At 74.0% G+C, this 24429-nt stretch carries 21 protein-coding genes and 1 riboswitch; of the genes, 8 read left to right on the top strand and 13 right to left on the bottom strand.

Going from position 1 to position 24429, the window contains the following annotated elements:
- Window positions 1–284 precede the first annotated feature (284 nt).
- The 8 genes from ACIQG9_RS08630 to ACIQG9_RS08595 form a co-directional block, all read right to left on the bottom strand.
- Window positions 285–1208 (bottom strand): ROK family protein, encoded by a 924-nt coding sequence (locus ACIQG9_RS08630; protein ID WP_400399354.1) that lies wholly within the window; start codon window positions 1206–1208, stop codon window positions 285–287.
- A complete protein-coding gene (locus ACIQG9_RS08625; protein ID WP_400399352.1) occupies window positions 1205–2656 on the bottom strand; it encodes an argininosuccinate lyase in 1452 nt (483 codons plus the stop codon). Before ACIQG9_RS08625 ends, ACIQG9_RS08630 begins: the two co-directional genes overlap by 4 nt.
- Window positions 2657–2722: 66 nt before the next feature.
- The gene (locus ACIQG9_RS08620; protein WP_400399350.1) at window positions 2723–3676 is read right to left on the bottom strand and encodes an amidohydrolase family protein; all 954 of its coding nucleotides are present in this window, start codon (window positions 3674–3676) and stop codon (window positions 2723–2725) included.
- Window positions 3673–4605 (bottom strand): creatininase family protein, encoded by a 933-nt coding sequence (locus ACIQG9_RS08615; RefSeq protein WP_400399348.1) that lies wholly within the window; start codon window positions 4603–4605, stop codon window positions 3673–3675. The genes ACIQG9_RS08620 and ACIQG9_RS08615 overlap by 4 nt, the downstream gene beginning before the upstream one ends.
- Window positions 4593–6377 carry an ABC transporter permease gene (locus ACIQG9_RS08610; RefSeq protein ID WP_400399346.1) on the bottom strand — a complete coding sequence of 595 codons (1785 nt, stop codon included), beginning with the start codon at window positions 6375–6377 and terminating at the stop codon, window positions 4593–4595. Before ACIQG9_RS08610 ends, ACIQG9_RS08615 begins: the two co-directional genes overlap by 13 nt.
- The gene (locus tag ACIQG9_RS08605) at window positions 6374–7447 is read right to left on the bottom strand and encodes an ABC transporter ATP-binding protein (protein ID WP_400399345.1); all 1074 of its coding nucleotides are present in this window, start codon (window positions 7445–7447) and stop codon (window positions 6374–6376) included. Before ACIQG9_RS08605 ends, ACIQG9_RS08610 begins: the two co-directional genes overlap by 4 nt.
- Window positions 7448–7614: 167 nt before the next feature.
- Window positions 7615–8658 (bottom strand): extracellular solute-binding protein, encoded by a 1044-nt coding sequence (locus ACIQG9_RS08600; RefSeq protein ID WP_400399343.1) that lies wholly within the window; start codon window positions 8656–8658, stop codon window positions 7615–7617.
- Window positions 8659–8708: 50 nt separating this feature from the next.
- A complete protein-coding gene (locus ACIQG9_RS08595) occupies window positions 8709–9872 on the bottom strand; it encodes an ROK family protein (RefSeq protein WP_400399341.1) in 1164 nt (387 codons plus the stop codon).
- 415 nt (window positions 9873–10287) lie between these two features.
- On the opposite strand from ACIQG9_RS08595, the gene ACIQG9_RS08590 reads away from it, so the two are divergent.
- Window positions 10288–12978, top strand: coding sequence for a sugar-binding protein (locus tag ACIQG9_RS08590; protein ID WP_400399339.1), 2691 nt, complete (start codon window positions 10288–10290; stop codon window positions 12976–12978).
- A gap of 79 nt (window positions 12979–13057) precedes the next feature.
- Here the strand turns inward: ACIQG9_RS08590 and ACIQG9_RS08585 are convergent, their stop codons facing one another.
- Together ACIQG9_RS08585 and ACIQG9_RS08580 are read right to left on the bottom strand one after the other, a co-directional pair.
- Window positions 13058–14758 (bottom strand): glycoside hydrolase family 3 protein, encoded by a 1701-nt coding sequence (locus tag ACIQG9_RS08585; protein WP_400399337.1) that lies wholly within the window; start codon window positions 14756–14758, stop codon window positions 13058–13060.
- Window positions 14759–14854: 96 nt separating this feature from the next.
- A complete protein-coding gene (locus ACIQG9_RS08580; protein ID WP_400399335.1) occupies window positions 14855–15346 on the bottom strand; it encodes a DUF3145 domain-containing protein in 492 nt (163 codons plus the stop codon).
- 318 nt (window positions 15347–15664) lie between these two features.
- Between ACIQG9_RS08580 and ACIQG9_RS08575 the strand changes: the two genes are divergently transcribed.
- On the top strand, window positions 15665–15994 hold the full coding sequence (locus ACIQG9_RS08575; RefSeq protein WP_400399333.1) for a hypothetical protein: 330 nt from the start codon (window positions 15665–15667) through the stop codon (window positions 15992–15994).
- A 158-nt stretch (window positions 15995–16152) separates the two neighbouring features.
- Here the strand turns inward: ACIQG9_RS08575 and ACIQG9_RS08570 are convergent, their stop codons facing one another.
- Window positions 16153–16767 (bottom strand): carbonic anhydrase, encoded by a 615-nt coding sequence (locus ACIQG9_RS08570; RefSeq protein ID WP_400399332.1) that lies wholly within the window; start codon window positions 16765–16767, stop codon window positions 16153–16155.
- A gap of 267 nt (window positions 16768–17034) precedes the next feature.
- Here ACIQG9_RS08570 and ACIQG9_RS08565 point away from each other — a divergent pair, with 267 nt between their 5' ends.
- From ACIQG9_RS08565 to ACIQG9_RS08550, 4 genes are all read left to right on the top strand, one after another.
- Complete coding sequence (locus ACIQG9_RS08565; RefSeq protein WP_400399330.1) at window positions 17035–19152, top strand: HelD family protein; 2118 nt, start codon at window positions 17035–17037, stop codon at window positions 19150–19152.
- A gap of 105 nt (window positions 19153–19257) precedes the next feature.
- On the top strand, window positions 19258–20172 hold the full coding sequence (locus tag ACIQG9_RS08560; RefSeq protein WP_400399328.1) for a cation diffusion facilitator family transporter: 915 nt from the start codon (window positions 19258–19260) through the stop codon (window positions 20170–20172).
- 152 nt (window positions 20173–20324) lie between these two features.
- Window positions 20325–20456, top strand: a riboswitch (cyclic di-AMP (ydaO/yuaA leader).
- Between the two features lie 4 nt (window positions 20457–20460).
- Window positions 20461–21525 carry a coiled-coil domain-containing protein gene (locus tag ACIQG9_RS08555; RefSeq protein ID WP_400399326.1) on the top strand — a complete coding sequence of 355 codons (1065 nt, stop codon included), beginning with the start codon at window positions 20461–20463 and terminating at the stop codon, window positions 21523–21525.
- 114 nt (window positions 21526–21639) lie between these two features.
- The gene (locus ACIQG9_RS08550) at window positions 21640–22134 is read left to right on the top strand and encodes a hypothetical protein (protein ID WP_400399324.1); all 495 of its coding nucleotides are present in this window, start codon (window positions 21640–21642) and stop codon (window positions 22132–22134) included.
- A gap of 131 nt (window positions 22135–22265) precedes the next feature.
- Here the strand turns inward: ACIQG9_RS08550 and ACIQG9_RS08545 are convergent, their stop codons facing one another.
- Window positions 22266–22733, bottom strand: a complete 468-nt coding sequence (locus ACIQG9_RS08545) for an SRPBCC family protein (RefSeq protein ID WP_400399322.1) — start codon at window positions 22731–22733, stop codon at window positions 22266–22268.
- Window positions 22734–22907: 174 nt separating this feature from the next.
- Window positions 22908–23270 (bottom strand): STAS domain-containing protein, encoded by a 363-nt coding sequence (locus ACIQG9_RS08540; RefSeq protein WP_400399320.1) that lies wholly within the window; start codon window positions 23268–23270, stop codon window positions 22908–22910.
- A 333-nt stretch (window positions 23271–23603) separates the two neighbouring features.
- On the opposite strand from ACIQG9_RS08540, the gene ACIQG9_RS08535 reads away from it, so the two are divergent.
- Together ACIQG9_RS08535 and ACIQG9_RS08530 are read left to right on the top strand one after the other, a co-directional pair.
- A complete protein-coding gene (locus tag ACIQG9_RS08535; protein ID WP_400399318.1) occupies window positions 23604–23747 on the top strand; it encodes a hypothetical protein in 144 nt (47 codons plus the stop codon).
- 120 nt (window positions 23748–23867) lie between these two features.
- Window positions 23868–24269 (top strand): hypothetical protein, encoded by a 402-nt coding sequence (locus ACIQG9_RS08530; protein WP_400399316.1) that lies wholly within the window; start codon window positions 23868–23870, stop codon window positions 24267–24269.
- The last annotated feature ends 160 nt before the right edge of the window (window positions 24270–24429 follow it).

Below are 24429 nucleotides of genomic sequence, written 5' to 3'. Positions count from 1 at the left end.
CGGTGCCGCTGACCCGGGATCATCCCTCGGGGCGGGTATGACCCCCGATGGGTAAGGAACACCCGCGAGCAGCGTCCGCGACACACGCCCCGAGCAGCACCCAGCGACAGACGCCCGCGAGCCGCACCGCGACGCACGCCCGCGAGCAGCGCTTATGGTCCGCGCTGGCTTGCGGCGGCCGTCGCACCGACGGCGGGAATTCCAGCGGGAACGGCATCCGCACGCCCTGTCGCGGAGCGGGCGCCCGGGCCGACGGCATGTGTCGGCGCGGGCGCGACGCCCGGTCAGCGGGCCGCCGGGACCGCCTCGCGGGCCAGGGTGACCGCGCCGAGCAGTGCCGCGTCGTCGGCGAACCGGGACAGCACCACGTCGGGCCGGTGCGGCAGCACCTCGGTCAGCCGGTCGACGAGCAGCCCCCGGATCAGCGTGCTGCCGGCCACCCCGCCGACCAGCACCACCCGCTGCGGGTCGAGCAACAGGCAGCAGGTGACCAGGTGGCGGGCCAGCTCGTCGACCCGGACGGTGAGCGCGTCCCGGGCCGCCCCGGGCCGCTCGGCGGCGGCGGCCAGCCCGGCCGCGCCACCGGCCACCCCCAGCTCGTCGGCGAGCCGGTCCAGCGCCCGACCGGAGAAGTCCAGCTCCAGCATGGTGCCCGGCCAGGGGCCGCCGGTCACCGCGTACCCGATCTCGCCGGCCGCGCCCCGGTGACCAGCGAGGACCGTGCCGCCCACCGTGACGGCCGCCGCCACGCCGGTGCCGATCCCGACGACCAGGCCGGGGTCGGCGTCCCGCAGCGCACCGAGCCGCAGCTCGGCCAGGGCGGCGGCGTTCAGGTCGTTGTCCACCGCCACCCGGGCCACGCCGAGGGAGTCGCGGACCGCGTCGGCCAGTCGCAGCCGCTCCCAGCCGGGCACGTTGGGGGCCAGGTCGATGCCGTCCGGGCGGACCACGCCGGGCGAGGCCACCCCGGCCGCCACCACCGGCCCGCCCACCTCGGCGACCAGCTCCCCGGCCAGCTCCAGGGCACGGTCCAGCGCCTGCGGGGCACCGCGCTCGGCGTGGGTGGGAACCCGCCGGTGGGCCAGCAGCCGACCCTGACCGTCGGCCACCCCGACGGCCATCTTGGTCCCGCCGAAGTCGATGCCGAGCAACAGTTCCTCGGTGCGGATACCGGGATCGGCCCCCCGCCCGGCCAGCCGCACGCTCACCGGCCGGCCACCTCGGCGGCGACCGTGTCCAGCGCCTCGTCGGCGCGGGCGAGCCGGTCGCGGACGGCGGTACGGCGGTCGGCGACGCCGGCGAAGGCGACGCGCAGCGTACCCACCTGGGCGCGGACGGCGGCGGCACCCGGGCCGTCCACCTGCACCCGGTCGAGCACCAGGTCGGGGTGGACGGCGGCGGCGATCAGGTCGGCGACGGCGTCGTCGGTCAGCCGACCGGTCAACCCCTCGGCGGCGGCACGGACGCCGTCGGCGGTCCAGGTGTCCGGCGCGCCGGCCCGGACCAGCCGGCCGACCACCGAGTGGGCGGCCCGGAACGGCACCCCGTGCCGGGTCAGCGCGTCGGCCGCCGCGGTGGTGGTGGCACCGGAGGCGACGATCTCCTCCCGGCTGGGCGGGTTCAGCGGCTCCAGTTCGGCGAGGAAGCCACCGACCAGGGCGAAGAACCGTGCCGCCCGGTCGTTGCTGTCCCAGAGCCGGACCTGCACGTCGGTGGTGGCGTTGTTGGAGTCCTCCCACCAGGCGGCCCCGACGTTGTTGAGCACCGAGGCGGCGTCGGCGGCGGTCGCGCCGGCCATCGACACCAGGTGTTCCAGCACCACCGGGTTGCGCTTCTGCGGCATGATGCTGCTGCCCTGGGTGAAGTCGCCGGGGGTGGCCACCCACTGCCAGGTCAGCCAGTCCATCAGGGTGCGGGCCAGCCGCGCGCCGGTGGCGAGGGCCTGGGCGTTGAGGGTGCCGACCCGGACCAGGTGGTCGGCGCCGGCGACCGCCTCGTACGAGTTGGTGACCAGGCCGTCGAAGCCGAGCAGTTCGGCCACCCGGGCCGGGGCGATGTCCAGGTCGGTGCCGGCGAACGCGCAGGAGCCCAGCGGCGAGACGTTGAGCTGGTCGATCAGGTCGGCGTAGGCGGCGGCCTCGCCGACCAGCGCCTCGGCGTACCCGGCGAGGGCGTGCCCGATGGTGGTCGGCTGGGCGGGCCGGCGGTGGGTGTAGCCGGTGATCACCACGTCGGCGTACCGGTCGGCGGCGTCCAGCGCGGTCCGGCCGGTGGCCAGCACCCGGTCCAGCACGTCGAGCAACTGGCCGCGCAGCAGCATCCGGAACACCCCGGCGTCCAGGTCGTTGCGGCTGCGGGCCATCTGCACGTCCAACTCGGACGCCGGCATGCCGCACGCCTCGGCGAGCTTCTTCTCCAGCAGGTAGTAGGTGTCCTCGAAGGTGCCGTCGAACGCCGGCGCCGGTGCGGTGTCGGCGCGCAACGCGGCCAGCCCGCGCAGCAGACGGGCGCCCCGCTCGACGGGGACCAGCCCCTGCTCGGTCAACATCACCACGTGCGCCTGGCTGGCCCGGACCATCGCCGGGTAGAGGTGGCCGACGTGGTGGTCGTAGGTGGGTGCCAGGTGGTGCCGCTGGTAGGTGGTCAGCTCGCTCATGGTGGTTCCTTACTTCCTTCCGGGCCGGGACGTGGCGCGACGGCCGCGTCCCGGGTTCTCGGCTGGTCAGTCGGACAGGCCGAGCAGTCGTTCGGCGTTGCCGGCGAAGATCGCGCGCAGGTGGTCGTCGGGCATCCCCAGCTCGCGGCAGACCCGGAGCTGGTCGTCGAGGTAGCGGGTGACGTAGCCGCGCGGGAACCACGACGAGTCGCTGCCGAAGACGATCCGCTCCGGGCCGATCGTCTCGTAGCAGCGGCGGAACAGATCCTCCAGCGTCAGCTTGTACGGCATCCAGCGCACCCACTGGTTGGAGCCGGAGGTGTCGACGTGGATGTTGGGACAGCCCCAGGCGGCGAAGAAGAGGTCCTGCACGTGCTGCACGCCGAAGTGCGGCACCACCACGGTCAACTCGGGGAAGCGGCGGGCCATCCGGGCCAGCTCGTCCGGGTTGCCGTACCGGCCGAAGGTGAGGCCGCCGGCGCTGCCGTAGTGGCCGATGTGGACCAGCACCGGCACGCCGAGCCGCTGGGCGGTGGCCCAGAGCTGGTCGAGGTCGGCGTGGTCCAGCGGGCCGCGCAGCAGCGGGGCGAACAGCTTCAGCCCGCGCAGCCCGCGCTCGGTCACCGCCCGGTCCAGCTCGGCGGCGGCCCCGGGGCCGTACGGGTCGTGGTGGGCGAAGCCGAGCAGCAGGTCCGGGTGGCGGTCGACCACGTCGGCGACGGTGTCGTTGCCACCGCCGGTGACGAAGACGGCCCGCCGGACGTTCACCGCGCGCAGCTCGTCGGCCCACCGGTCGGCCTCGTCCTGCCAGCGCTCGGCGGGGGGCTCCGGGTCGGGGAAGCTCCACGCCTGCCGCCACGCCTTCGCGTACGGGGCGGAGCCGGCGGCCCGCACGGCCCGCTCGTGCTCCCCGCCCGGGTGCATCCCGGCGGCGTGCTCGCAGGCGTGGATCGTCTCGTCGGTGCCGATCCGGAAGTGCAGGTGGAAGTCGACGATGTCGAGTCCCCGGTCGACGGTCATGACGCTCCCCCGGTCGGGCCGCCTGGGGTCGAGCCCGGCAGCGGGTCGGCGGTGGGCGGGGCGGGCGGTGGGGCGGCCACCCAGGCGGTGACGATCTCCCGCAGCCGCGCGCCGGCCAGGGCGCGGACCCGGCGGCCGATCTCCTCGGTGGCCAGCGAGACGTGCCCGGACCAGCCCTGCCACGGGTCGGGCCGGGACTCGACCAGCACGTACGGGTGGCCGACCGGCAGCTTCGGCTTGGGCGGCAGGTCGGCGGCGGCGGTCAGGCGTACCGCGTCGGGGTCGAAGCCGAGCACCCCGGAGGTCTCGTACGCCCCGCCGTGCCCGCGCGAGGTCAGCGGCCCGTACAGCTCGGTGGTCTCCGCCGGGGTGACCAACTGGAACCAGTTGACCAGCAGCAGGCTGGCGGTCCGCCGGCCGGAGACCCACTCCATCGCGGCCCGGACGGTGGACATGTTGGCGTCGTGGCCGTTGACGATCAGCAGCCGGGTGAAGCCGGCGGCGACGATCCCCTCGATCACGTCGGCGAGGTAGCCGACGGCGATCTCCGGCCGGATCGCCACGGTGCCCGGCCAGGGCCGGGTCTGCCCGGGGCAGGCCGCGTACGGGACGGCCGGGAAGAGCACTCCGCGCGGCCCGTCGGGGTCGGTGGTCGTATCCCCGGGGAGGCCGGCGGTCGACGCGGCGTCGTCGGGCCCGGCGGCCGTGTTCCCGACGGCGGCCGGGCCTCCGGTGCCGGCGGATTCGGCGGCGAAGCCCTCGGCGAGGATCAGGTCGGTGCCGAGCGGCAGGTGCGGGCCGTGCCACTCGACCGCGCCGACCGGCAGCACCGCGAAGTCCGCCGCCTCGGCGACCGCGGCCAGTTCACCGCCGGGGATCCGGGCGGCGGGCAGCAGCCCGACGCCCGCCGGCCAGCTCAGACCGTCCACTTCGCCGCCTCCCGACTGGCCCGGCGACCGTTCTGCAGGCGGCCGGAGACCACCATCACCGCGAAGATCAGGACAACCTGGAGCATGCCGTACGCGGCGGCGGTGCCGACCTCGAACGAGTACATCCGGTTGTTGATCTCGACCGAGATGGGCGCGGTCTCCGAGGTGTAGATCAGCACCGAGGCGACGAACTCGCCGACCCCGTTGACGAAGGCGAGCAGCGCGCCGGCCAGCACACCCGGCAGCATCAGCCGCAGGGTGACCGTGCCGAACGCCCGCCACCAGGGCGCGCCGAGGTTGCGGGCGGCCTCCTCCAGCGACGGGTCGATCTGGGCGAGCGTCGCCGAGCTGGACCGGAACACCAGCGGCAGGAACCGCACGAAGTAGGCCAGCGGCATGATCCAGAAGGTGCCGATCAGCACCTGCCCGAAGCTGAACGCGTTGCCGGTGCTGAACGCGGAGATCAGGTTGATCGCCACCACCGTGCCGGGCAGCGCCCAGGCCAGCATCACCGCCACGTCGAGCAGGCCCCGGCCCCGGAAGTCGAGCCGACGCACCGCGTACGCGATCAGCACGCCGACCGCCACGCAGCCGACGGTGGCCAGCAGGCTCATCTGCAACGAGTTGAGGATCGGCCGGTACGCCCCGGGCTCGGAGAAGATCGTGACGAAGTTCTGCGTGGTGTACGCCGACGGGATCACCTCGGTGGTCCACGAGCCGTCCTGCGAGAAGGCGACCAGGGCGATGGTCCCCACCGGCGCGAGCAGCACCATGGTGGCCAGCACCGAGGCGACCAGGGCCAGCCACTTGCCGAGCGGGTTGGTGATCTCCCGGCGGTGCGAGGCGACGCCCTTGGACTGCGAGCGGTAGCTGCGCCGCCCCTCGTACCAGCGCATGCCGAGCAGGAACAGCACCGAGGCCACCGCCAGCACCGAGGCGTACGTGGAGGCCATCGGCAGGTCGCCGTTGGTGCGGTTGATGTAGATCTGCATGGTCATCGTCTGGTCCACCCCGAACAGCAGCGGGGCGGTGTACGACGCCAGCGACGTCATGAAGACCAGCAGCGACGCGGAGACCAGCGCCGGGGTGAGCATCGGCAGCAGCACCGTGCGCCAGACCCGTACCCGGCTGGCGCCGAGGTTGTACGCCGCCTCCTCCACCGACGGGTCCATCCCGACCAGGGCGGCCGACGCGGCGAGGTAGAAGAACGGGTACATGGTGAAGGTGTGCACCACCAGCACCCCGGCGATGCCGGTGAACGGCAGCACCGGGTTCTCGGTGCCGAGCAGGTGCTGGAGGCCGCGCGGCAGGATTCCGGTCTCGCTGTAGAGGAGCTGGAACGAGATCGCCCCGATCAGCGGCGGCAGCGCCGCCGGCACCAGGATGATCGCCTCGATCAGCCGGCGGCCCGGGAACGAGAACCGCTTGAGCAGGAAGGCCATCGCCACACCGACGATGCCGCAGAGCAGCACGCTGGCCGCGGAGATCATCAGCGAGGTGAGCAGCGACGAGCGGGCCACCCCGTCGCCGCTGAGGAACTCGGTGTAGTTCGCCACCCCGTTGACGCCGACGCTCTCGGCGAAGGTGGCGAACATCGGCTGCACCACGTAGCCGAAGAGGATCAGCGCCAGCGGGAACACCAGCAGGTACGGGAACCAGGGCGAGTTGGCGTTGAGACCACGCCGGGGCCGGCGGCGGGCCGGCGGCGGCGTCGGGTCGCCGGTGACCGGCGGGACGGTCGCCGCGCTGGGGGTGGCGGGGATGGTGCTCACGGACGCACCACCCACATCCGCTCCCGGTTCAGCCGCAGCCCGACCTGGTCGCCCACCGCGATCCCGGCCGGCACGTCGATGGCGGCGACCTGCACCTGCTCACCGGCGGTGTCGACGACGAGGTTGGTGGCCATGCCGGTGAACTCCAGCGCGGTCACCCGGCCCGCCAGCGCCCCCGGCGTGGTGTCGGCGGTGAGGCCGATGTGCTCGGGGCGGACCGAGACCAGCGCGGTCGCCCCCTGGCGCAGACCGTGGTCGGCCGGGGCGGCGACGGCGATCTCGCCGCCGGCGGGCAGCCCCACGGTGACGCTCTCGGCGGCGGCGGCGCGCACCGGCAGGCTGAGCACGTTGCTGCGGCCGATGAACCGGGCCACGAAGGCGGTCGCCGGCCGGTGGTAGATCTCCTGCGGGGCACCGATCTGCCGCACCCGGCCGGACTCCATGACGGCGATCCGGTCGGACATCGCCATCGCCTCGGCCTGGTCGTGGGTGACGTAGATGGCGGTGGTGCCGGCCTCCTGCTGGATCCGGCGGATCTCCACCCGGGTCTCCTCGCGCAGCTTGGCGTCGAGGTTGGACAGCGGCTCGTCGAGCAGCAGGGTACGCGGCCGGATGACCAGCGCCCGGGCCAGCGCCACCCGCTGCTGCTGGCCGCCGGAGAGCTGGTCGATCCGGCGGTCGCCGTAGCCGCCGAGGTGCACCTGGCCGAGCGCCTCGTCGATCCGCCGCCTGGACTCGGCCCGGCCGACCCTGCGGATCTTCAGCCCGTACGCGACGTTCTGCGCGACGGTCATGTGTGGGAAGAGGGCGTAGTTCTGGAACACCATGCCGGTGTCGCGCTTGTTCGGCGGCCGGTGGGTGACGTCCTCCTGGCCGAACCGGATCCGTCCCGAGGTGGGGAAGTAGAACCCGGCCACCATCCGCAGGGTGGTGGTCTTGCCGCAGCCGCTCGGGCCGAGCAGGGTGAAGAACTCTCCGGCGGCGATGCTGATGTCGACGTCGTCGACCGCCGCGGTGTCGCCGGCACGCGCGAAGCGCTTGCTCACCGACTCCAGCGTGACATCGATCATGATGTCCTCTCCTTCATGCGGTACCGGACCTGGCCGGGTCGTGCGGTGGGTTCGGGACCGGCCCCCGGGGACGGGGGTGCGGGTGGCGGTGTCCGGTCGGGCCGTCGCCTCGCGGGCGGCCGGGGGCGTCGGGGGCGGGACGGTGCCCACCCCCGACGCCCGAGCGGTCAGCCCTTGTTCTTGATCTGGCTGTTCCAGTGGTTGATCCACTCGGTCTCGTTCTTGCCGATCACGTCCCAGTTCACGTCGAGCGGCTTGAGGTCGAGCTGGGCCAGCCACTCCGGCTTCTCGGCGATGTCCACGGCCGGGATCTGGTAGTAGTCCTTGGCCAGGTCGGCGCGGAGGGTGTCGTCGAAGAGGAACTCGATGAACTTCTGCGCGCCGGTGCTGTTCCCGCCCTTGACCGCGGCCAGCCCGTCCACCAGCACCGGGGCGCCGGAGGCCGGCATCACGTAGCCGAAGGGCATGTTGGACTGGTTGGCCTGGAGCAGGATGTCCTGGAGGTTCCAGGCGCTGAGGGTGCCCTGCTGGCGGGAGAGCTTCAGGTACAGGTCGGTCGGGTTGGCCGCGTACGCGCCGGTGTTGGCGTCCAGCTTCTTCAGCCAGTCGTAGCCGGGCTGCGGGTTGCTGCCGTCCGGCGACTGCCGCACGATCATCGAGGCGTAGATCGACCGCATGGTGCCGGAGGCCGCCACGTCCCGGATGACGATCTTGTCCTTCCACTCCGGCTTCAGCAGGTCGTCCCAGTCCTTCGGGGCCTGCTCCGGGGTGAGCGCCTTGTTGTTGTACATGATGACCTCGGGCAGCAGGATCTCGCCGAACCAGCGACCCTCGGCGTCCTTGTACTTGGCGTCCATCTTGCCGGCGAACGCGGGCTGCCAGCCGGCGAGCAGGTCCTCGGTGGCCCCGGCCGCCAGCCCCTGCTGGGTGCCGCCCCACCAGACGTCGGCCTGCGGGTTGGCCTTCTCGGCCCGGACCCGCTCCAGGATCTCCTGGGCGCCCAGGTTGAGGATCTCCACCTTCCCCTTGTACTCGGGGTACTTGGCGGTGAACTTGTCCACGACGAAGGTGGAGACCTTCTTGTCGCGGGCGGTGTAGATCGTCAGCTTCTCCGTCTCACCGGCGGCGGCGTCGTCCGAGCCGCCGCCGCAGGCGGTGCCGGCGGCGAGGACGGTGGCGAGCGCTCCGGCGAGGAAGAGTCGACGTCTCATGGGGTACCTCCGAGGGGTGTGGGGGGAACTGCGTTGTTCTTCGTGGGAAGTCAGGGGGCCGGCAGCAGGGTGGACAGCCCCGCGGCGGCGGCGGAGAGGGCGTAGCTGACCGCGCCGTGCAGCACGGCCCGGTCGCCGAGCACGGCCCGGCGTACCTCGGTCGTGCTCGGCGCGGCGGCGGTGACCAGGGTCTGCAGCCGGTCGACGGCGGCGTCGTCCAGTTCGGCGGCGGCACCGCTGAGCAGCACCCGGCCCGGGTCGATCACGCAGACGCAGGAGACGATCAGGCGGGACCAGGCGTGCAGCAGCTCGTCCAGGTAGCCGGCGGCGCGCTCGTCGGTGCCGGCGAGGTCGACCAGCGCCCGGACGGGCGACTCGGGACGCCGACCGGGGGCCAGCGCGACCACCCGCTCGGCGATCGCGTTCTCCGACCAGCGCGCCTCGAACGGGCCGATCCCGTCGTGCCCCCGGTCGGCCGGGTCGAGTGGCAGGAAGCCGACCTCGCCGGCGGCCCCACGGGCGCCCCGGCGGACCTGGCCGTCGAGCACCAGTCCGGCGCCGATGCCGTCGGCGACGTGCAGCAGGAGCAGGTCGGCGACGTCCACGCCGGCACCGGCGGCGTGCTCGCCGGCCGCCATCAGGTTGACGTCGTTGTCCACCACGACCGGTACGCCGAGCCGCCGCTGGACGGACTCCCCTATCGGGCGCGCCTCGACCAGGCCGACCGAGGGGGCGAGCCGGACGGCGCCACCGGAGATCACGCCGGGCGCGGCGATGGCCACCCCGCGCAGCGCCGGCAGGCCGTCCCCGGCCAGCTCCGGCACGGACCGGCAGATGGTGTCGACGATGTCGCCGGTGAGCCGCACCGCGCGGTGGGCGACCACCGCGCCGTCGCTGTCGGCGATCTCGCAGCTTATCCGGGTGGGTTCCAGCGCGACGGCGGCGACCAGTTCGGCGCGGGGGTTGAACTCCAGCATCGCCCGGGGCCGGCCGGCCCGGGAGGCGCCCGGCCCGCGCTCGATGAGGTACCCCTCGGCGATCAGATCGCGCACGAGCGGGGTGAGCGTGGCGGGGCTCAGCCCGGTCAACTCGGTCAGCTCGGCGCGGGAGAGCAGCCGCACCTGGCGGGCGGCGGAGATCACGGATAGCCGCTTGATCTCCTTCGACCGCTCCCGGCTCACCGGGCTCGTTGGTGGCGTCACCACGTCTGTCACACTTCCTTCCTACGGCGAACGAACTATTGAGTCAAGTAACGAATGCGTCTCGACTACCCGACGTCAGAGCGAAGAGCAGCGGAAACGTTCGCCAACGAGGTCACGGGCCGGGGTCTGGGGCGGGCGCTCGGTGAACACAGGGGCGCCTCCCGCACCCGGAGTTTCTTTCTTCTGCAAAGAAAGAAAGACCTTGCAAAGCATTGACGGGCCGCCGCACCGGTCCCTAGCGTCACCGGGCGAAGGCCTTCCAGTGTGTACGGACACCCGTACCGCTGCTGTACCCGGTGACGCGGCGTCCCTCGGCGCCCACCGTCCCGTCACCACCGTCCCGCCGTCCGAAGACGACCCCGCGTCGACGCCCCGCGTCCGACGGCGGTGGTCGCTGCCCGGACTCCGTGGTTCCGGAAGGATCTGCATGCGAATCAAGGGTTTCCTGCTACCCACCGCGCTCGCCCTGGCCCTGGCCGGGGTGCCCGCCACCGCCCTCGCCGCCCCGGCCGACGCCCGGCCCGCCGGCACGGTCGACCTCGACGTGCTCTTCGTCAGCGCGCACCCCGACGACGAGGCCGGCAGCCTCGCCACCCTCGGCCAGTGGAAGGAGAAGTACGGCGCCAAGGCCGGCGTCGTCACCATCACCCGGGGCGAGGGCGGCGGCAACGCCGTCGGCCTGGAGGAGGGCCCGCCGCTGGGCATCATCCGCGAGCGCGAGGAGCGCACCGCGATCGGCCGGGCCGGCGTGGAGAACCTCTACAACCTGGACCGGGTCGACTTCTGGTACACCGCGTCCGCCCCGCTGTCGGAGCGGATCTGGGGGCACGACGACACCCTGGCCCAGATCGTCCGGGTGATCCGGCAGACCCGGCCCGAGATCATCATGACGATGAACCCGTCGCCGACCCCGGGCAATCACGGCAACCACCAGCAGGCCGCCCGGTTCGCCGCCGAGGCGTTCCACGCCGCCGCCGACCCGGCCGCCTTCCCCGAGCAGCTCCGCACGGAGGGGCTCACGCCGTTCCGGGCCGCGAAGTTCCTGCGTACCGGCGGCACCGGCAGCTCCGCCGCCGGGCCGCGGTGCGCCGCCAGCTTCACCCCGACCGTCCCCACCGACCAGGTCTTCGGCGTCTGGGAGGGCACCCCGAGCAGCACCGGGAAGACCTGGGCGGAGATCGAGGTCGACGCCCGCCGCGAGTACGTCACCCAGGGCTGGGCCGGCACCGCCGCCGCCCCCACCGACCCGGCGGCGATCCGCTGCGACTTCTACACCCTGGTCGACAGCCGGGTCCCGTACGACCCGACGGACACCTCCCCGGAGGCGATCCTGCGCGGCTCGGTGCTGCCCCCGGCCGCCGGTGGGCTACCGGCGGACACCGAGCTGTACCTGACCACCGACCGGTTCGACCTCGCCCCCGGCGAGACCGTCGAGGTGACCGCGCACGTGCGGGCCGCCGGCCGGGCGCTCACCGCACCCCGGGTGGCGCTTCGGCTGCCCACCGGCTGGACCGCCACCGGCTCCGGCCGGATCCAGGGCGCCGTCCCGCGTGGCCAGGAGCGGACGGCCACCTTCACCGTCACCGTGCCCGCCGACGCCGGCACCAACCAGCAGCACCTCGTCGGCGCGACGCTGACCACCGGCCAGGGCACCGGGCGTACCGACCGGGCCGTCCGGGTGGTCGCCGACGTACGCGGCACCCTGGAACCGCTGCCCGAGGTCGGGATCTTCCGGGACTGGGCCGGCGACAGCGGCTACCCGCAGCTCGACACCCTGATCAAGCCGGTGCTCACCATCGGCTCCGGGCAGCGCCGGTCGGTCCGGGTCGACCTGCGCAACCACGGTGAGGCCGCCCGGGGCGGCAGCGTCACCCTGGGCCTACCCGCCGGCTTCACCGCCGACGCCGCCACGAAGAACTACGCCGACCTGGCCCCCGGTGCCACCGGCGCGGTCACCTTCACCGTCACCAACACCGACGCCACCCTGCCCACGGCGAACGAGGGCGGCACGGACGGCGACTACGGGATCACCATCACCACCACCAGCGCCGCCGGCAGCACCGTGGAGTCCGGCGCACTGGAGATCGTGCCGACCACCGAGATCCCGGCCGCCGGGGACGGCACCGTCGACGGGGTCGCCTCGCCCGGCGAGTACCCCGGCCCGGAGTTGGACCTGTCCCGGATCTGGGAGGGGCAGGCCACCACCCCACAGGACGCCTCGGCGACCGGCCGGATCGCCTGGACCCCCGACGCGCTGAAGGTGTTCGTACAGGTCACCGACGACGTACTCGGCAAGAAGGTGGTGCCGCAGGACTGCAAGCGGCAGCGCCGCACCGACAGCGTGGAGATCATCGTCGACCCGAAGGGGAGTTCGGCGGACACCTCCACCGTGTTCAAGGCCGGCATCTTCCCGGTCACCGACGACCCGGCCAACGGCAACCCGCCGTGCTGGCAGCGCGACGCCGACAACCGGCAGGGACCGGGCGCCACCACCGCACCCGGGATGACCGTGGCCAGCAAGGTGACCAGCCCGTACACCGGCTACACCATCGAGGCGAGCATCCCGTTCGCGGTGCTGCCCGACGCGGTGGACCCGGCCCGGATGGGCCTCAACGTGCTGGTCTACGACTCGGACACCCAGGACCTCAGCTCCCAGTCCCGGCTGGGCTGGTCCACCTTCACCGGCGTCCGGGCCGACCCGTACCGGTACGGCCTGGCCACCCTGCCCGGCTACCGGCCGGCAGCGCGGCAGGCCAGCGCGCCGGTCTTCCCGGACACCGCCGCCCGCAGCGTGCACAGCCCGCAGACCATCGCCCAGTCGGCGGTGGACGGGGTCGCCCCGGCCGCCGTACCCCGGCTGAAGGATTCGGCGCTGCGGCTGACCGGTCAGCAGCGGGTGGCCGGCGGGGTGCGGGTAACCCTCCGCGCCGACCGCGCCGGCACCGCCTACCTGTACGCCTGGGACGGCACGACCACCCGTGGCGACCGTACGGTGGCCCTGGCCGCCGGTGACCGGATCACCCTGCTGGTGCCCGTCGCCGACGGCACCCCGACGTCGCTGCTGGCCGCCTTCGAGGCCGGTGGCGCCACCCTGGCCCGGCAGCTCCCGCTGGGCTGACCGCCGATCGTGGACGGTCGTCGTTCCCCCGGGAACGGGGACCGTCCACCGGGCGGGCCGGGCGCCCGCCCGGCCCGGGTCAGTCGCAGGTGGTGGCGGGCAGACCGGTCAGCGGCACCGGGGAGCGGCCGGCCGGCCGGGACTTCCCGGCGAGCACGGCGGCGAGCGCGGTCATCGAGGCCCGGCTGGACGAGTAGGTGGCCAGCAGGGTCGGCGAGGCCGCCTGCTCCAGCACGTACGGGGTGTCCATCGCCACCGTGACCGCCGCGTCGGCGGCGAGATCCTTCGGGCCGTCCCCGTAGCCGACCAGGTGCACCCGGGTGCCGCCCTTCGGCACCACCCGCACGCCCGCCCCGGTCAGCGCCTCGGTGAGCGCGACCCGGGTCCGGTCCCGCCCGTCGGAGGTGGTGACGGTGACCGGGCCGGGCACCGCCGCACCGCAGGCGCCCCGGAGCTGGGTGACCGCGGCGGCGGCCAGCTCGGCCGCCGCCGCCCGGTGCGCGGCGCTGTCGAGGGTGGACAGCTCCGGCACCGGCCGGTCGGCCAGCCGGAACTTCATGGTCAGCACCCGGGTGACCGCCTCCACCAGCCGCTGGCGGGGCAGCGAGCCGTCGCGCAGCGCGGCCAGCAGCCCGTCGTACGCCTGGCCGACGTTCGGGGTCATCAGGATCAGGTCGTTGCCGGCGAGCAGCGCCTTCACCGCCGCCTCCCCGGGCGGATAGCGCTTGGCCGGCGGCATGTTCATCCCATCGGTGATCACCACGCCCTGGAAGCCGAGCTGGCCCCGGAGCACGTCGGTGAGGAGCTTGCGGGAGAAGGTGGCCGGGGTGCCCGGATCGACGGCGGTCACGTCGAGGTGCGCGGACATCACCGCCATCGCCCCGGCGTCGACGCCGGCCCGGAACGGCGGGAAGGCGGTGCGGTCCAGCTCGGCGCGGGACTGGCCGACCACCGGGACCTCCTGGTGCGAGTCGGCGGCGCTCAGCCCGTGCCCGGGGAAGTGCTTCACGCTGGCCGCCACCCCGGCGCTCTGCAACCCCCGGACCGCCCCGGCGACCTGGGCGGAGACGCGCTGCGGGTCGGCCCCGAAGGAGCGGGAGCCGATCACCGTGCTGCGGGTGGCGAGGACGTCGGCGACCGGCGCGAAGTCCAGGTTCACCCCCATCGCCGCCAGTTCGGTGCCGGCGGCCCGCCAGGCGGCCTCGGTGCGGGCCGGGTCGCCGGCCGCCCCGGCGGCGAGCGCGCTGGGCAGGACGGTCACCCCGTCGGTGATCCGGGTGACCACGCCGTACTCCTGGTCGGTGCCGACCAGGAACGGCGCCGGCCCGGCGGCGAGCTTCCCGGCGGCCGCACGCAGCCCGGCGGTCAGCTCCCGCACCTGGGCGGGGTTGTCGACGTTGGTGGTGGCCTGGTTGCCGGAGGTGGGGTCGTCGGCGCTGAAGCCGACCAGGATCACCCCGCCGAGGCGGTACCTCGCGATCATCTCGGCGGGGGTGTCGACGCCGCCGAGGGCCTGGTTGCCGGCGGCGGAGCCGGGGCTCACCTCCGTCGCCGAGCTGCCGTACGCGTAGGGCATCAGCACCTGGCCGACCAGGTCCTCGTCGCCGAGCGCGCCGGCCAGGGCGGCGGCCCGGCCGGCCGGGTCACCGGCGGCCCCGGTGGACCCGGAGGGGCCCGGCCGGGGGGCCGGCGCGTCCCCCGAACACCCGGAGGCGAGCAGTACGGTCAGGGCGGCGATGGCGACACCGGCACGGCGCGGGGAGATCGACACGCGGCCCATCAAACCCGCACCGACTGGACACGGCAACCCGACCAGGTCAGGCGGCCGGGCGAGGTGTGCCGGTCCCCGACCGGGTGTCCGGCTGCCCCCTGGCGGTCAGCCGACCCGGGTGAGCAGGGTCACCGGGGCGCCGTCGCCGGCGTACCGGTAGGGCTCCAGCTCCGCGTCCCAGGCGGTGCCGAGCGCCTTGTCCAGCGCGTGCGCCAGCGCCTCGGGCGCCCGGACCGACGCCATGATGCTGCGCAGCCGGTCCTCGCCGAGCTGGATGTCGCCGGCCACGCCCACGGTGGCCCGGAACAGGCCGCGGCCGGGAACGTACATGAAGCGCTCCCCGTCCGCGCCCGGACTGGACTCCTCGGTCACCTCGAAACGGATCATGGGCCACTGCCGGAGGGCAGCAGCCAGTTCGGCACCCGTCCCCGGGCGACCGGTCCACCCGCACTCGGCCCGGCGGGCGCCGGGATCGACGGGCTGGGCCGTCCAGTGCAGGTTGACCGGCGCGGCGAGGACGCGCGCGATCGCCCACTCGACGTGTGAGCACACGGCGAGTGGGGTGGAGTGGACGTATACGACGCCACGCGTTGGCACGGTGACCTCCCGGAGAGCGAGGTGCGTCTTCCCCTACGACCTCGACCACCCGAGTGGCTGTTGCCACACATGATGACTCCTGTGACGGATGGTGCGCCAGGGAATCGGAAAATTCGGGGGTCGGAAATACCCGGACCGGTGACCTGGGTTGTGCTCTCCGGACAGGCAGGGTGACCAGCCAGGCATCGTGGTCGTGTACAGTTCTCTGGGCGGTTCTGCGCCGTCGCACAACTTCGCGGGCCGAGGCTCTCCCGGGCGTCACCCGCTACAGCCCCCGGACGTTCCCGTCCTCCCGTACGTCTTGCAAGGAGCATCTCCGTGGCGAGCAACACCTCTAAGACCGCGCGCGCGTCAGTCCGGGCCGGCCAGGCTGGCCAGGGTGGCGCCCTCAGCGTGCTGGGCGAGTTCAAGTACCTCATCCCGCTCAACGGCGGCAAGCACGCCTACGTGCGGAACCTGACCAACGGCAAGACCGCGCACCTGCGCACCGACTCGGACGCCTTCGTCGAGGAGATCCGGGTGCTGGCCGCCGCCGGCCACGCCACCAAGATCCGCGCCGAGATCAACGGCCTCGCCGCCGCCCACCCGGGCGACGGCTGGGACAAGACCGAGAAGCGTCTCGTCGAGGCCGGCGTCTTCGAGGGCTGAGCCCTCCCCCGAGCCACACCTGGAACCGCCCGTCGGGTCACCCCGGCGGGCGGTTCCGCATGTCCGGGACCAGTGACCGGCGGGCCGGGCCGCCGCTGACCGGCGGGCCGGGCCAGATCACCGGCGGGCCGGGCCGGGTCAACGGCGGGGCCGGCGGGTCAGTCGCCGAGGAGGGCCACCGCGCCGGTGGCCAGGTCGTACAGGGCACCCACCACCTGGACCCGGCCGGCGGCGACCGGGCCGGCCAGCAGGTCGTCGACCCGCAGCGTGGCCACCGTGCGCAGCACGTGCCGCCGGACCGCCATCGGGTGCGCCGCCGGGTCGTCCGGCCCCACCTCGGCCACCGCCGGCGCGATCTGGTCCAGCACGTACGCCAGCGACCCGCCCGGCCGGTCACCCGTGCGCAGCGCCTGCACGGCCGAGGCGACCGCCCCGCAGCGCTCGTGCCCGAGCACCATCACCAGGGGCACCCCGAGTTGGCCCACCACGTACTCGATCGAGCCGCAGACGGCCCGGTCCAACACGTGCGCCCCGGTGCGGATCACGCAGATCGAGCCGAAGGTCTGGTCGAAGATCGCCTCCAACGGAACCCGGGAGTCGATGCAGCCCAGCAGCACCGCGTACGGCTGCTGGTCACCGGAGGCGACGGCCGCGGCGGCGGTGACGTCGTGCCCGTGGATCGGCCGGCCGCTGACGAACCGGCGGTTGCCGGCGAGCAACTCGGCCAGCGCCGTCCGGGGCGTCCGGGCAGTTCCGGCGGCTGGACTGGTCATGCCCCCAGCCTGGTCACCGGGCCGCCCTCGCGCGGGCGGGTTCGGAATGTTCGCACCACCGACGGGCGCGGCCACGGCCGCTGACGCGGCACCGCGCCACGCACGGGTACCGCGGGGCGTCGCCCGCCGGCTGAGCCGGCCCGGCCGGGTGGCGGACGTCGCGCGCGGCGGCATGGCCTCGACGCGCGCCCGTACGCTGCCCGTACCCTCATTCTCCGCCCGGGTGTGACCGCGCCCGGGCGCCGTCGCCGCACAGGAGCCCGTACGTTGACCGACCAGACCACCCTGGAACAGGAGATCGCCGTCGAGCAGCGGCATCTCGACCGGGTGTACGCCCGCCTCGCCGAACTACGCCGCTCGGCCGCCCGCGCCGAGCGGGACGGCTACCGGCTGGCCCGGGTCGGCAACTTCGGCGCGCTGGTGGAGCGGGACGCCATGGTCTTCCACGCCGCCCAGCGCCGGCACCGGCTGGACGCGGAGCACGAGGGGCTGGTCTTCGGCCGGCTGGACCTGCGGGACCGGCAGGTGCTGCACGTCGGGCGGCTCGGGGTGCGCGGCGAGGACGCCGAGACGCTGGTGGTCGACTGGCGGGCGCCGGCCGCCGCCGCCTTCTACCGGGCCACCCCGGCGGACCCGATGGAGGTGGTCCGGCGGCGCACGATCAGCTCCTCCGACGAGAAGGTCACCCGGATCGAGGACGACCTGCTCGACCCGGAGTCGGCCCCGCCGGACCTGCCGGTGGTCGGTGACGGCGCGCTGCTGGCCACCCTCTCCCGGGCGACCGGACGGGGCATGCGGGACATCGTGGCCACCATCCAGCGGGAGCAGGACGAGGCGATCCGCTCCCCCGGCTCGGGCGTCACGATCGTCTCCGGCGGGCCGGGCACCGGGAAGACGGCGGTGGCCCTGCACCGGGCGGCGTACCTGCTCTACTCCGACCGAAGCCGGTACGCCGGCGGCGGGATCCTGGTGGTGGGTCCGTCGTCGGTCTTCGTCGAGTACATCGCCTCGGTGCTCCCCTCGCTCGGTGAGGAGACCGCCACCCTGCACTCGCTGGGTTCGCTCTTCCCGGGCCTGTCGGCCACCCGTACCGACCCGCCGGAGGTGGCGGCGGTGAAGGGTTCGCTGCGGATGCGCCGGGTGCTGGAACGGGCGGCGCGGGACGCGGTGCCGGACGGCCCGGAGGAGTTGCGGCTGCTCTACCGGGGAGCGCTGCTGAAGTTGGACCGGCGGGAGCTGGACGGCATCCGGGACCGGGCGTTGCACCGGGGCGCGCGCCGCAACGAGGTGCGTCGGGCCGGCTTCGACGCGGTGCTCGCCGCGTTGTACGGGCAGGCCCGCCGGCTGGCGGTCGCCCGGCTGCCGGAGCAGCGCGCCTTCGAGGACGAGATCATCGACCGGCCGGAGTTCCGGGAGTTCCTCAAGGCGTGGTGGCCCCGGTTGCATCCCCGGCACGTGCTGGGCTGGCTGGCCCGCCCGGAGCGGCTGCGCCGGTACGCGGGCGGCGTCCTGTCCCGGGCCGAGGTGACGCTGCTGGCCGGGGCGTACCGGTCGCTGGACACCGAGGGGCTGACGGTGGCCGACATCGCCCTGCTGGACGAGCTGGACGCACTGCTGGGCCAGCCGGTGCGCCCGAGGAAGCCGAAGCGGGACCCGTTCCAACTCGCCGGCGGGGTCCGTGAGCTGAGCACGTTCGGCGACCGGCAGCGGGCCGCCCGGGCGGCGGCGCGGGAGCGTCCGGAGGACTACCGGGACTACGCGCACGTGGTGGTGGACGAGTCGCAGGACGTCTCGCCGATGCAGTGGCGGATGGTCGGCCGGCGCGGCCGGCTGGCCTCCTGGACGGTGGTGGGCGACCCGGCGCAGACCGCCTGGACGGGCGACCCGGAGGAGCTGAGCCGGGCCCGGGACCAGGCGCTGGGCCGGCGGCGTCGACACCGGTTCACCCTCTCCACCAACTACCGCAACTCGGCCGAGATCTTCGCGGTGGCGGCGGCGGAGATCCGCCGGCTCTACCCGGACCTGGCGCTGCCGACCGCGGTCCGCTCCACCGGCGTGGACCCGGTCGCGTTGACCGTGCCGGCGGCGGAGCTGGCCCCGGCGACGGCGGGGGCGGTCGAGGCGCTGCTGGCCGAGGTGGAGGGGACGGTCGGGGTGATCACGCCGGTGCCGCGCCGGGACGAGGTCGCCGGCTGGCTGGGCGACCTGGGCGGCTCGCGGCTCCAGGTGGTGACCAGCCTCCAGGCCAAGGGCATGGAGTACGACGGGGTGGTGCTGGTCTGCCCGGGTGAGATCCGGGCCGACCCGGGTTCGGGGGTGCGGACGCTCTACGTGGCGCTGTCCCGGGCCACCCAGCGGCTCACCACGGTCGAGCCGGTGGGCTGACCCGGGCGGCTCCTCCTACGGCGGGGGTGACGGTCACTCACTTGCACATATAGCGATGTGAGCATAGATTGGGCCCGGTCCGCGGCGGCGACGGAAGGTGTGGACGTGGGCGCAGGTCATGACCACGGCGGGACGATCAGCAATGCCGCGCAGCGTCACCGCGGCCGGCTGTGGGCAGCGTTCGCACTGCTCACCGCACTCATGGTGGTCGAGGCGGTGGCCGCGTTCGGCACCGGCTCGCTGGCCCTGCTCTCCGACGCCGGGCACATGTTCACCGACGTGCTCGGCATCGGCATGGCCCTCGCCGCGATCACCGCCACCCGGCGGGCCGACCAGGACCCGCAGCGCACCTTCGGCCTCTACCGGCTGGAGGTGCTCGCCGCGCTGGCCAATGCCGTCCTGCTCAGCGGCGTCGCCGTCTACGTGCTGGTCGAGGCGGTACGCCGGTTCGGCGACCCGCCCGAGGTCATCGCCGGCCCGATGCTGGTGGTGGCGGTGCTCGGCCTGCTCGCCAACCTGGTCGCCTTCGGGCTGCTGCGGGAGGGCGCGAAGGAGAGCCTCAACCTGCGCGGGGCGTACCTGGAGGTGGTCGGCGACCTGCTCGGCTCACTCGGCGTGATCGCGGCGGCGCTGCTGATCGCCGGCACCGGCTGGTGGTGGGCCGACCCGGTGGTCGCCGTGGCGATCGGCCTGTTCATCCTCCCCCGCACCTGGCGGCTGGGACGGGCCGCCGTCCGGATCCTGGTCCAGGCCGCGCCGGAACATCTCCCGGTGACCGCGGTGCACGACCGGCTGACCGCCGTCCCCGGCGTGGCCGAGGTGCACGACCTGCACGTCTGGACGCTCACCTCCGGGATGGAGGTCGCCTCGGCGCACCTCACCATGGCACCCGGGGCCGAGGTCGGCACGGTGCTCGCCGCCGCCCGGGGCGCCCTGCGGGAGGACTTCCACATCGAGCACGCCACCCTCCAGATCGAGCCCGGCGCGGCACCCGGCGCGTGCGGGCCGTCCGACTGGTAGCCAGGGCGGCGGCGGATCGGGCATTTTCTGACCTGTTTTGCCCCCTTTAACGGGTTTCACTCCCGTACCCTCAGTCACGCAGCCGACCGGTGTCACATCCGTACCGGTAGGCTCGGCTCCGGCCTCCGCCAGGCGGCGCCCACCGGCGCCGGCGGTGGCCGCCGCCTAATCGCCCGGCAGGGCGAACCGGGGAACCATGTTCCTGGGGTGCATCCGCGTCAGCGGTAGGGATCTTCCGTCCCGAACCCGTCAGCTAACCCGGTCGGCGGCTGACGGAAGGACATCCGCATGCAGGTACGACGCACCACCGCACGGCTGCTGACCGCAGTCGCCGCGACGCTCGCCCTCGGCGTGTCGTCAGCGCCGTTCGCCGCTCCGGCCGCCGCCGCGCCCACCACCCGGCTCGCCGCTCCCGGGGACGACGACGAGGGCGGCACCCCGGCGTTGCGGGCCCAGCTCGATGCGGCCAGCAAGGGCTGGCTCGACGCCAAGGCCGCGCTGGACCGCTCCACGAAGCGGCAGCAGGAGTTGGACGGGCAGCTCAAGACCATCGAGGCGCAGCTCGTCGTGCAGACCGGCACGGTCGGCGAGATCGCCGGCGCGGCCTACCGCACCGGGCGACTCGGGCCAATGTCGGCCCTGCTCAACAGCAACAGCCCGGGTGGCTTCATGGACCGCGCGGCGGCGCTGGAGACGGTCGCCGCCCGGGAGGACCTGGAGCTGCGCAACCTGATCGAGACCCGGGACCAGGCCACCCGGACCAGGACCGCCGTGGGCCAGGAGATCACCGAGCAGCGCAAGCAGGTCGCCACCATGGCCAAGCGCAAGGACCAGGCCGAGCGCGCGCTGGAGGTGGCCGCCGCCGACAAGCCGGCCAGCACCGCCCGCGACTCGGGCAGTTCGGACGGCACGTCCAGCAGCGACGCCCGGCCGTCCCCGCGCAACTCCGACGGCTCCTGGCCGTCCGAGTCGTGCAGCGTCAACGACCCCACCCCGGCCAACGGCTGCATCACGCCACGCACCCTCAACGCCCTCCAGCAGGCCAAGGCGGCCGGTTACACCCGGTACGTCTCCTGCTTCCGGCCCAGCGGGTCGGGCGAGCACCCCAAGGGCCGGGCCTGCGACTTCGCCGCCCAGAAGAACGGCTTCGGCGGGGTGGCCAGCGGCGGCGACCGGACGTACGGCAACAACCTGGCCGCCTACTTCATCCGCAACGCCGACCGGCTCGGGGTGCTCTACGTGATCTGGTTCAACCGGATCTGGCTGCCCAGCAGCGGGTGGAGGGCGTACAGCGGGGGCAACGGCGACCCGTCCAGCAACCACACCAACCACGTACACCTGTCGATGTACTGAGCCGGCATCCGGTGGTCCGCCGCGCGGGCGGGCCACCGGTACGCCCGCCGACGTACGCCGGCTGTCGCCTGCCGGCCCACGACGACGCGCGCCGGGCCGACGAGCATCGGGGCCATGCGAAGACTCTCCCCCGCCGGCCGTAAGGCGCTGCTCACCGGCCATCTGGTCAGCTCGCTGGGCTGGCTCGGCGCGGACCTGGTGCTGCTCACCCTCGGCGTCGCCGGCCAGCGCGGGGCCGACCCGGCCGTGGTCTACCCGGCGGCGGCACTGGTCGCCACCTGGCTCTTCGCGCCGCTCAGCGTGCTGGTCTGGCTGGTCGGGGTGGCCAGCGCGCTGCTCACCCCGTGGGGGCTGCTGCGGTGGCGCTGGGTGCTGGTCAAGCTGGTGGTCACCACGGTGATGGCCGGCCTGGTGCTGTTCCTGTTCACCCCGAACCTGCGCGCCGCCGCCGACCCCGACGCCACCGCCCACCTGCGGGCGGACGTGATGATCGCACCCGCCGTCTCGACCACCCTGCTGGTCGCCCTGACCGTGATCTCCACCTGGAAACCGTGGGGACGCGTCCGACGGGACGCCCGAGCGCGCCGGACCGTCGCCGCCCGCTCCTGACCCGTTCCGGTGGATGGTCAGACGGGACCGCCGCCGCCCGATCCAGGCCCGTCCCGGTGTCCGCCTGGCCGGCCTGACCGCGCTGCCGGCCCAGGGTTGCCCGGCCGCCGCTCGCTCCAGGCCCGTCCCGGTCAGTCGGCCGCTAGACCGTCGTCGGCCCGGCCGTCCAGCACCGCGCCGAGCCGGGCGGCCAGGCCCAGGTGGGCGGCGCGGGCCTGCCGGAACGCGTACCCGAACAGCGGAGCCGGCGCGGCAAGGGTGATCTCCACGTCGATCCGCAGCAGGTCACCCTCCTCGCGGATCCGGGTGTGGTTACGCACCGTCGTGCCGGGCTGCTGCCGGGCCACCGTGACGATCTCGTCGTCGCCGGCCACCAGGACGTCGGCCTGGTAGGTGATGGGGAACCGCAACGGCCCCAACTCCAGCCGGTCGGTGATCGCGTAGCTGGCCAGCGCGCCCGGTCGGGCCGGCAGCCGGCGTACCCGGACGATCAGCGGATGCAGTTCCTCCTGCCGGGCCAGATCGCTCAGCAGCGCCACCGCGTCCGCCCGGGAACAGCGCGCCCGCATCGTGTAGCTGAAGCTCTCCCGCCGGACCACCGGGCCTCCTGACCGTCGTAGGTCGCCCGATCGTGCCGTACCCGGAGCGGGCTGGCAACGTCGGGCCGCCACCCGGGGGTCCGACCCTGCGGCATGCCCGGTCTGGCCGGATGGTCCGGCCCGGTCCGGCAAGCGCGGCCCGTCAGGGCAGCGCTTGCCGGGAAGGGCGGCGGGTCAGGCGCCGGGCAGGACCTCGGGGGTGGCCGTGCCGGCGAAGTACGGCTCCGGAGCGCCGAAGAGACCGAGCAGGCCGGTGACCCAGAGCTGCCGGTGTACGAAGCGGCTGGGCTCGGTGACCACCAACTTGACGCCGCTGACCTCGGCGGTCTGGAAGCCGGCGACCATCGCGCTGATACCGACGGAGTCGATGAAGGTGACGAGCCGCATGTTGAGTTCGATCCGGGCGGGCCGGCCCTTGGCCAACACCTCCGCGATCGCCTCCCGTACCTCGTACGCGGTGTCGACGTCGATCTCACCCCGCGGGACGATCTCGATGACACCACCCGGCAGAACCGACTTCACGATCGACAGGCTCACGCGAGCACCTCCACTCGCCCACACAAGGGCGCCTCATCAGTACGCGGGCCGCGACCGAGAGTATTCCTCCGACGGCCTCGGTCGCCACCCCTCGGGATGAGCAATTCGCGGATCCGGACGGACCGGACCGCCCTTCCCCGCATTGTTGCTGGACCTGTTCTCCGACGAACGACCCACCCCGGCCGTTCCAACCGATCCAGGGTAGCGGTCCGGGTCCACCCGTACCCGGATCCGAGCGACCCGGGCGAGCCCCACCGCGCACACCCGCCCAGGTTGCCCCGGCTGCCTAGCGTGGGGCGAGAGATGGGTCACCACGGCGAAGGAGAGAGATCGATGATCAAGAGACTGCTGGGTCTGGCCGGTGTCGGGGCACTGCTCGCTCTCGTCCTCGCCTGCGGCTTCGGCGGCGGGGATGACGACGACGATGACGACGGCGACGATTTCGCCCGCGCGACGAGGGTGACCGTGGTCCGCTAGGACGCGGGGTTTGTGACCCGACCCGGCGGGGCACTGGACGGTGAGCGGACCGTCACGCGCCGCAGAGACGTCGAAGTCCGAAGTGGCCGCAGACTTCGGCACCCGGAGGAGGTAATCACGATGTTCGGCAGCAACCTTCTGGAGCGCCGCAGCAAGCCCGAGCGGATCGCCGACCATGCCTGGCAACACCTGCTCTCGGCGGTCGAGTCCGCCGGGGACAGCGTTCGCGACGCCGCGAAGTCGGTCCGCGACTCCGGACTGTCCGACGCGGGCGACCTGGTCGGGTCGACCGCCGACCAGGCGCGTCGACGGGCGACGCTCGCCTTCGACGCCCTCGCCGGCCGGCGCCCGGCCCTGCCCTGGACCCTACTGATCAGCGCCGCCCTGGTCGGCGCGGCGATCGGCTGGGCCGCCGGCACCGCCGCGCGGGCCGCCGGCAGCCGGGAGGGCGACCAGGCGGTCGACGACATCGAGTTCGTCGACGTGGACCGGCCGAACTCCCCGGTCGGCCTGGACGACTAACCAAAGCGCCATCCGGGAGCCCCGGTCGTGCTCCGCGCCGGCCGGGGCTCCCGCACATCGCACATCGCGCCCCGCGCCCCGCGCCCCGCGCCCCGCGCCCCGCGCCCCGCGCCCCGCGCCCCGCGCCCCGCGCCCCGCGCCCCGCGCCCCGCGCCCCGCG

The organism is Micromonospora sp. NPDC092111 (assembly GCF_044755745.1).
In the GTDB taxonomy this organism is placed as follows: domain Bacteria; phylum Actinomycetota; class Actinomycetes; order Mycobacteriales; family Micromonosporaceae; genus Micromonospora.
Note: the sequence above shows the minus strand (reverse complement) of the source record. Positions and strands in the feature narration are given on the sequence as shown.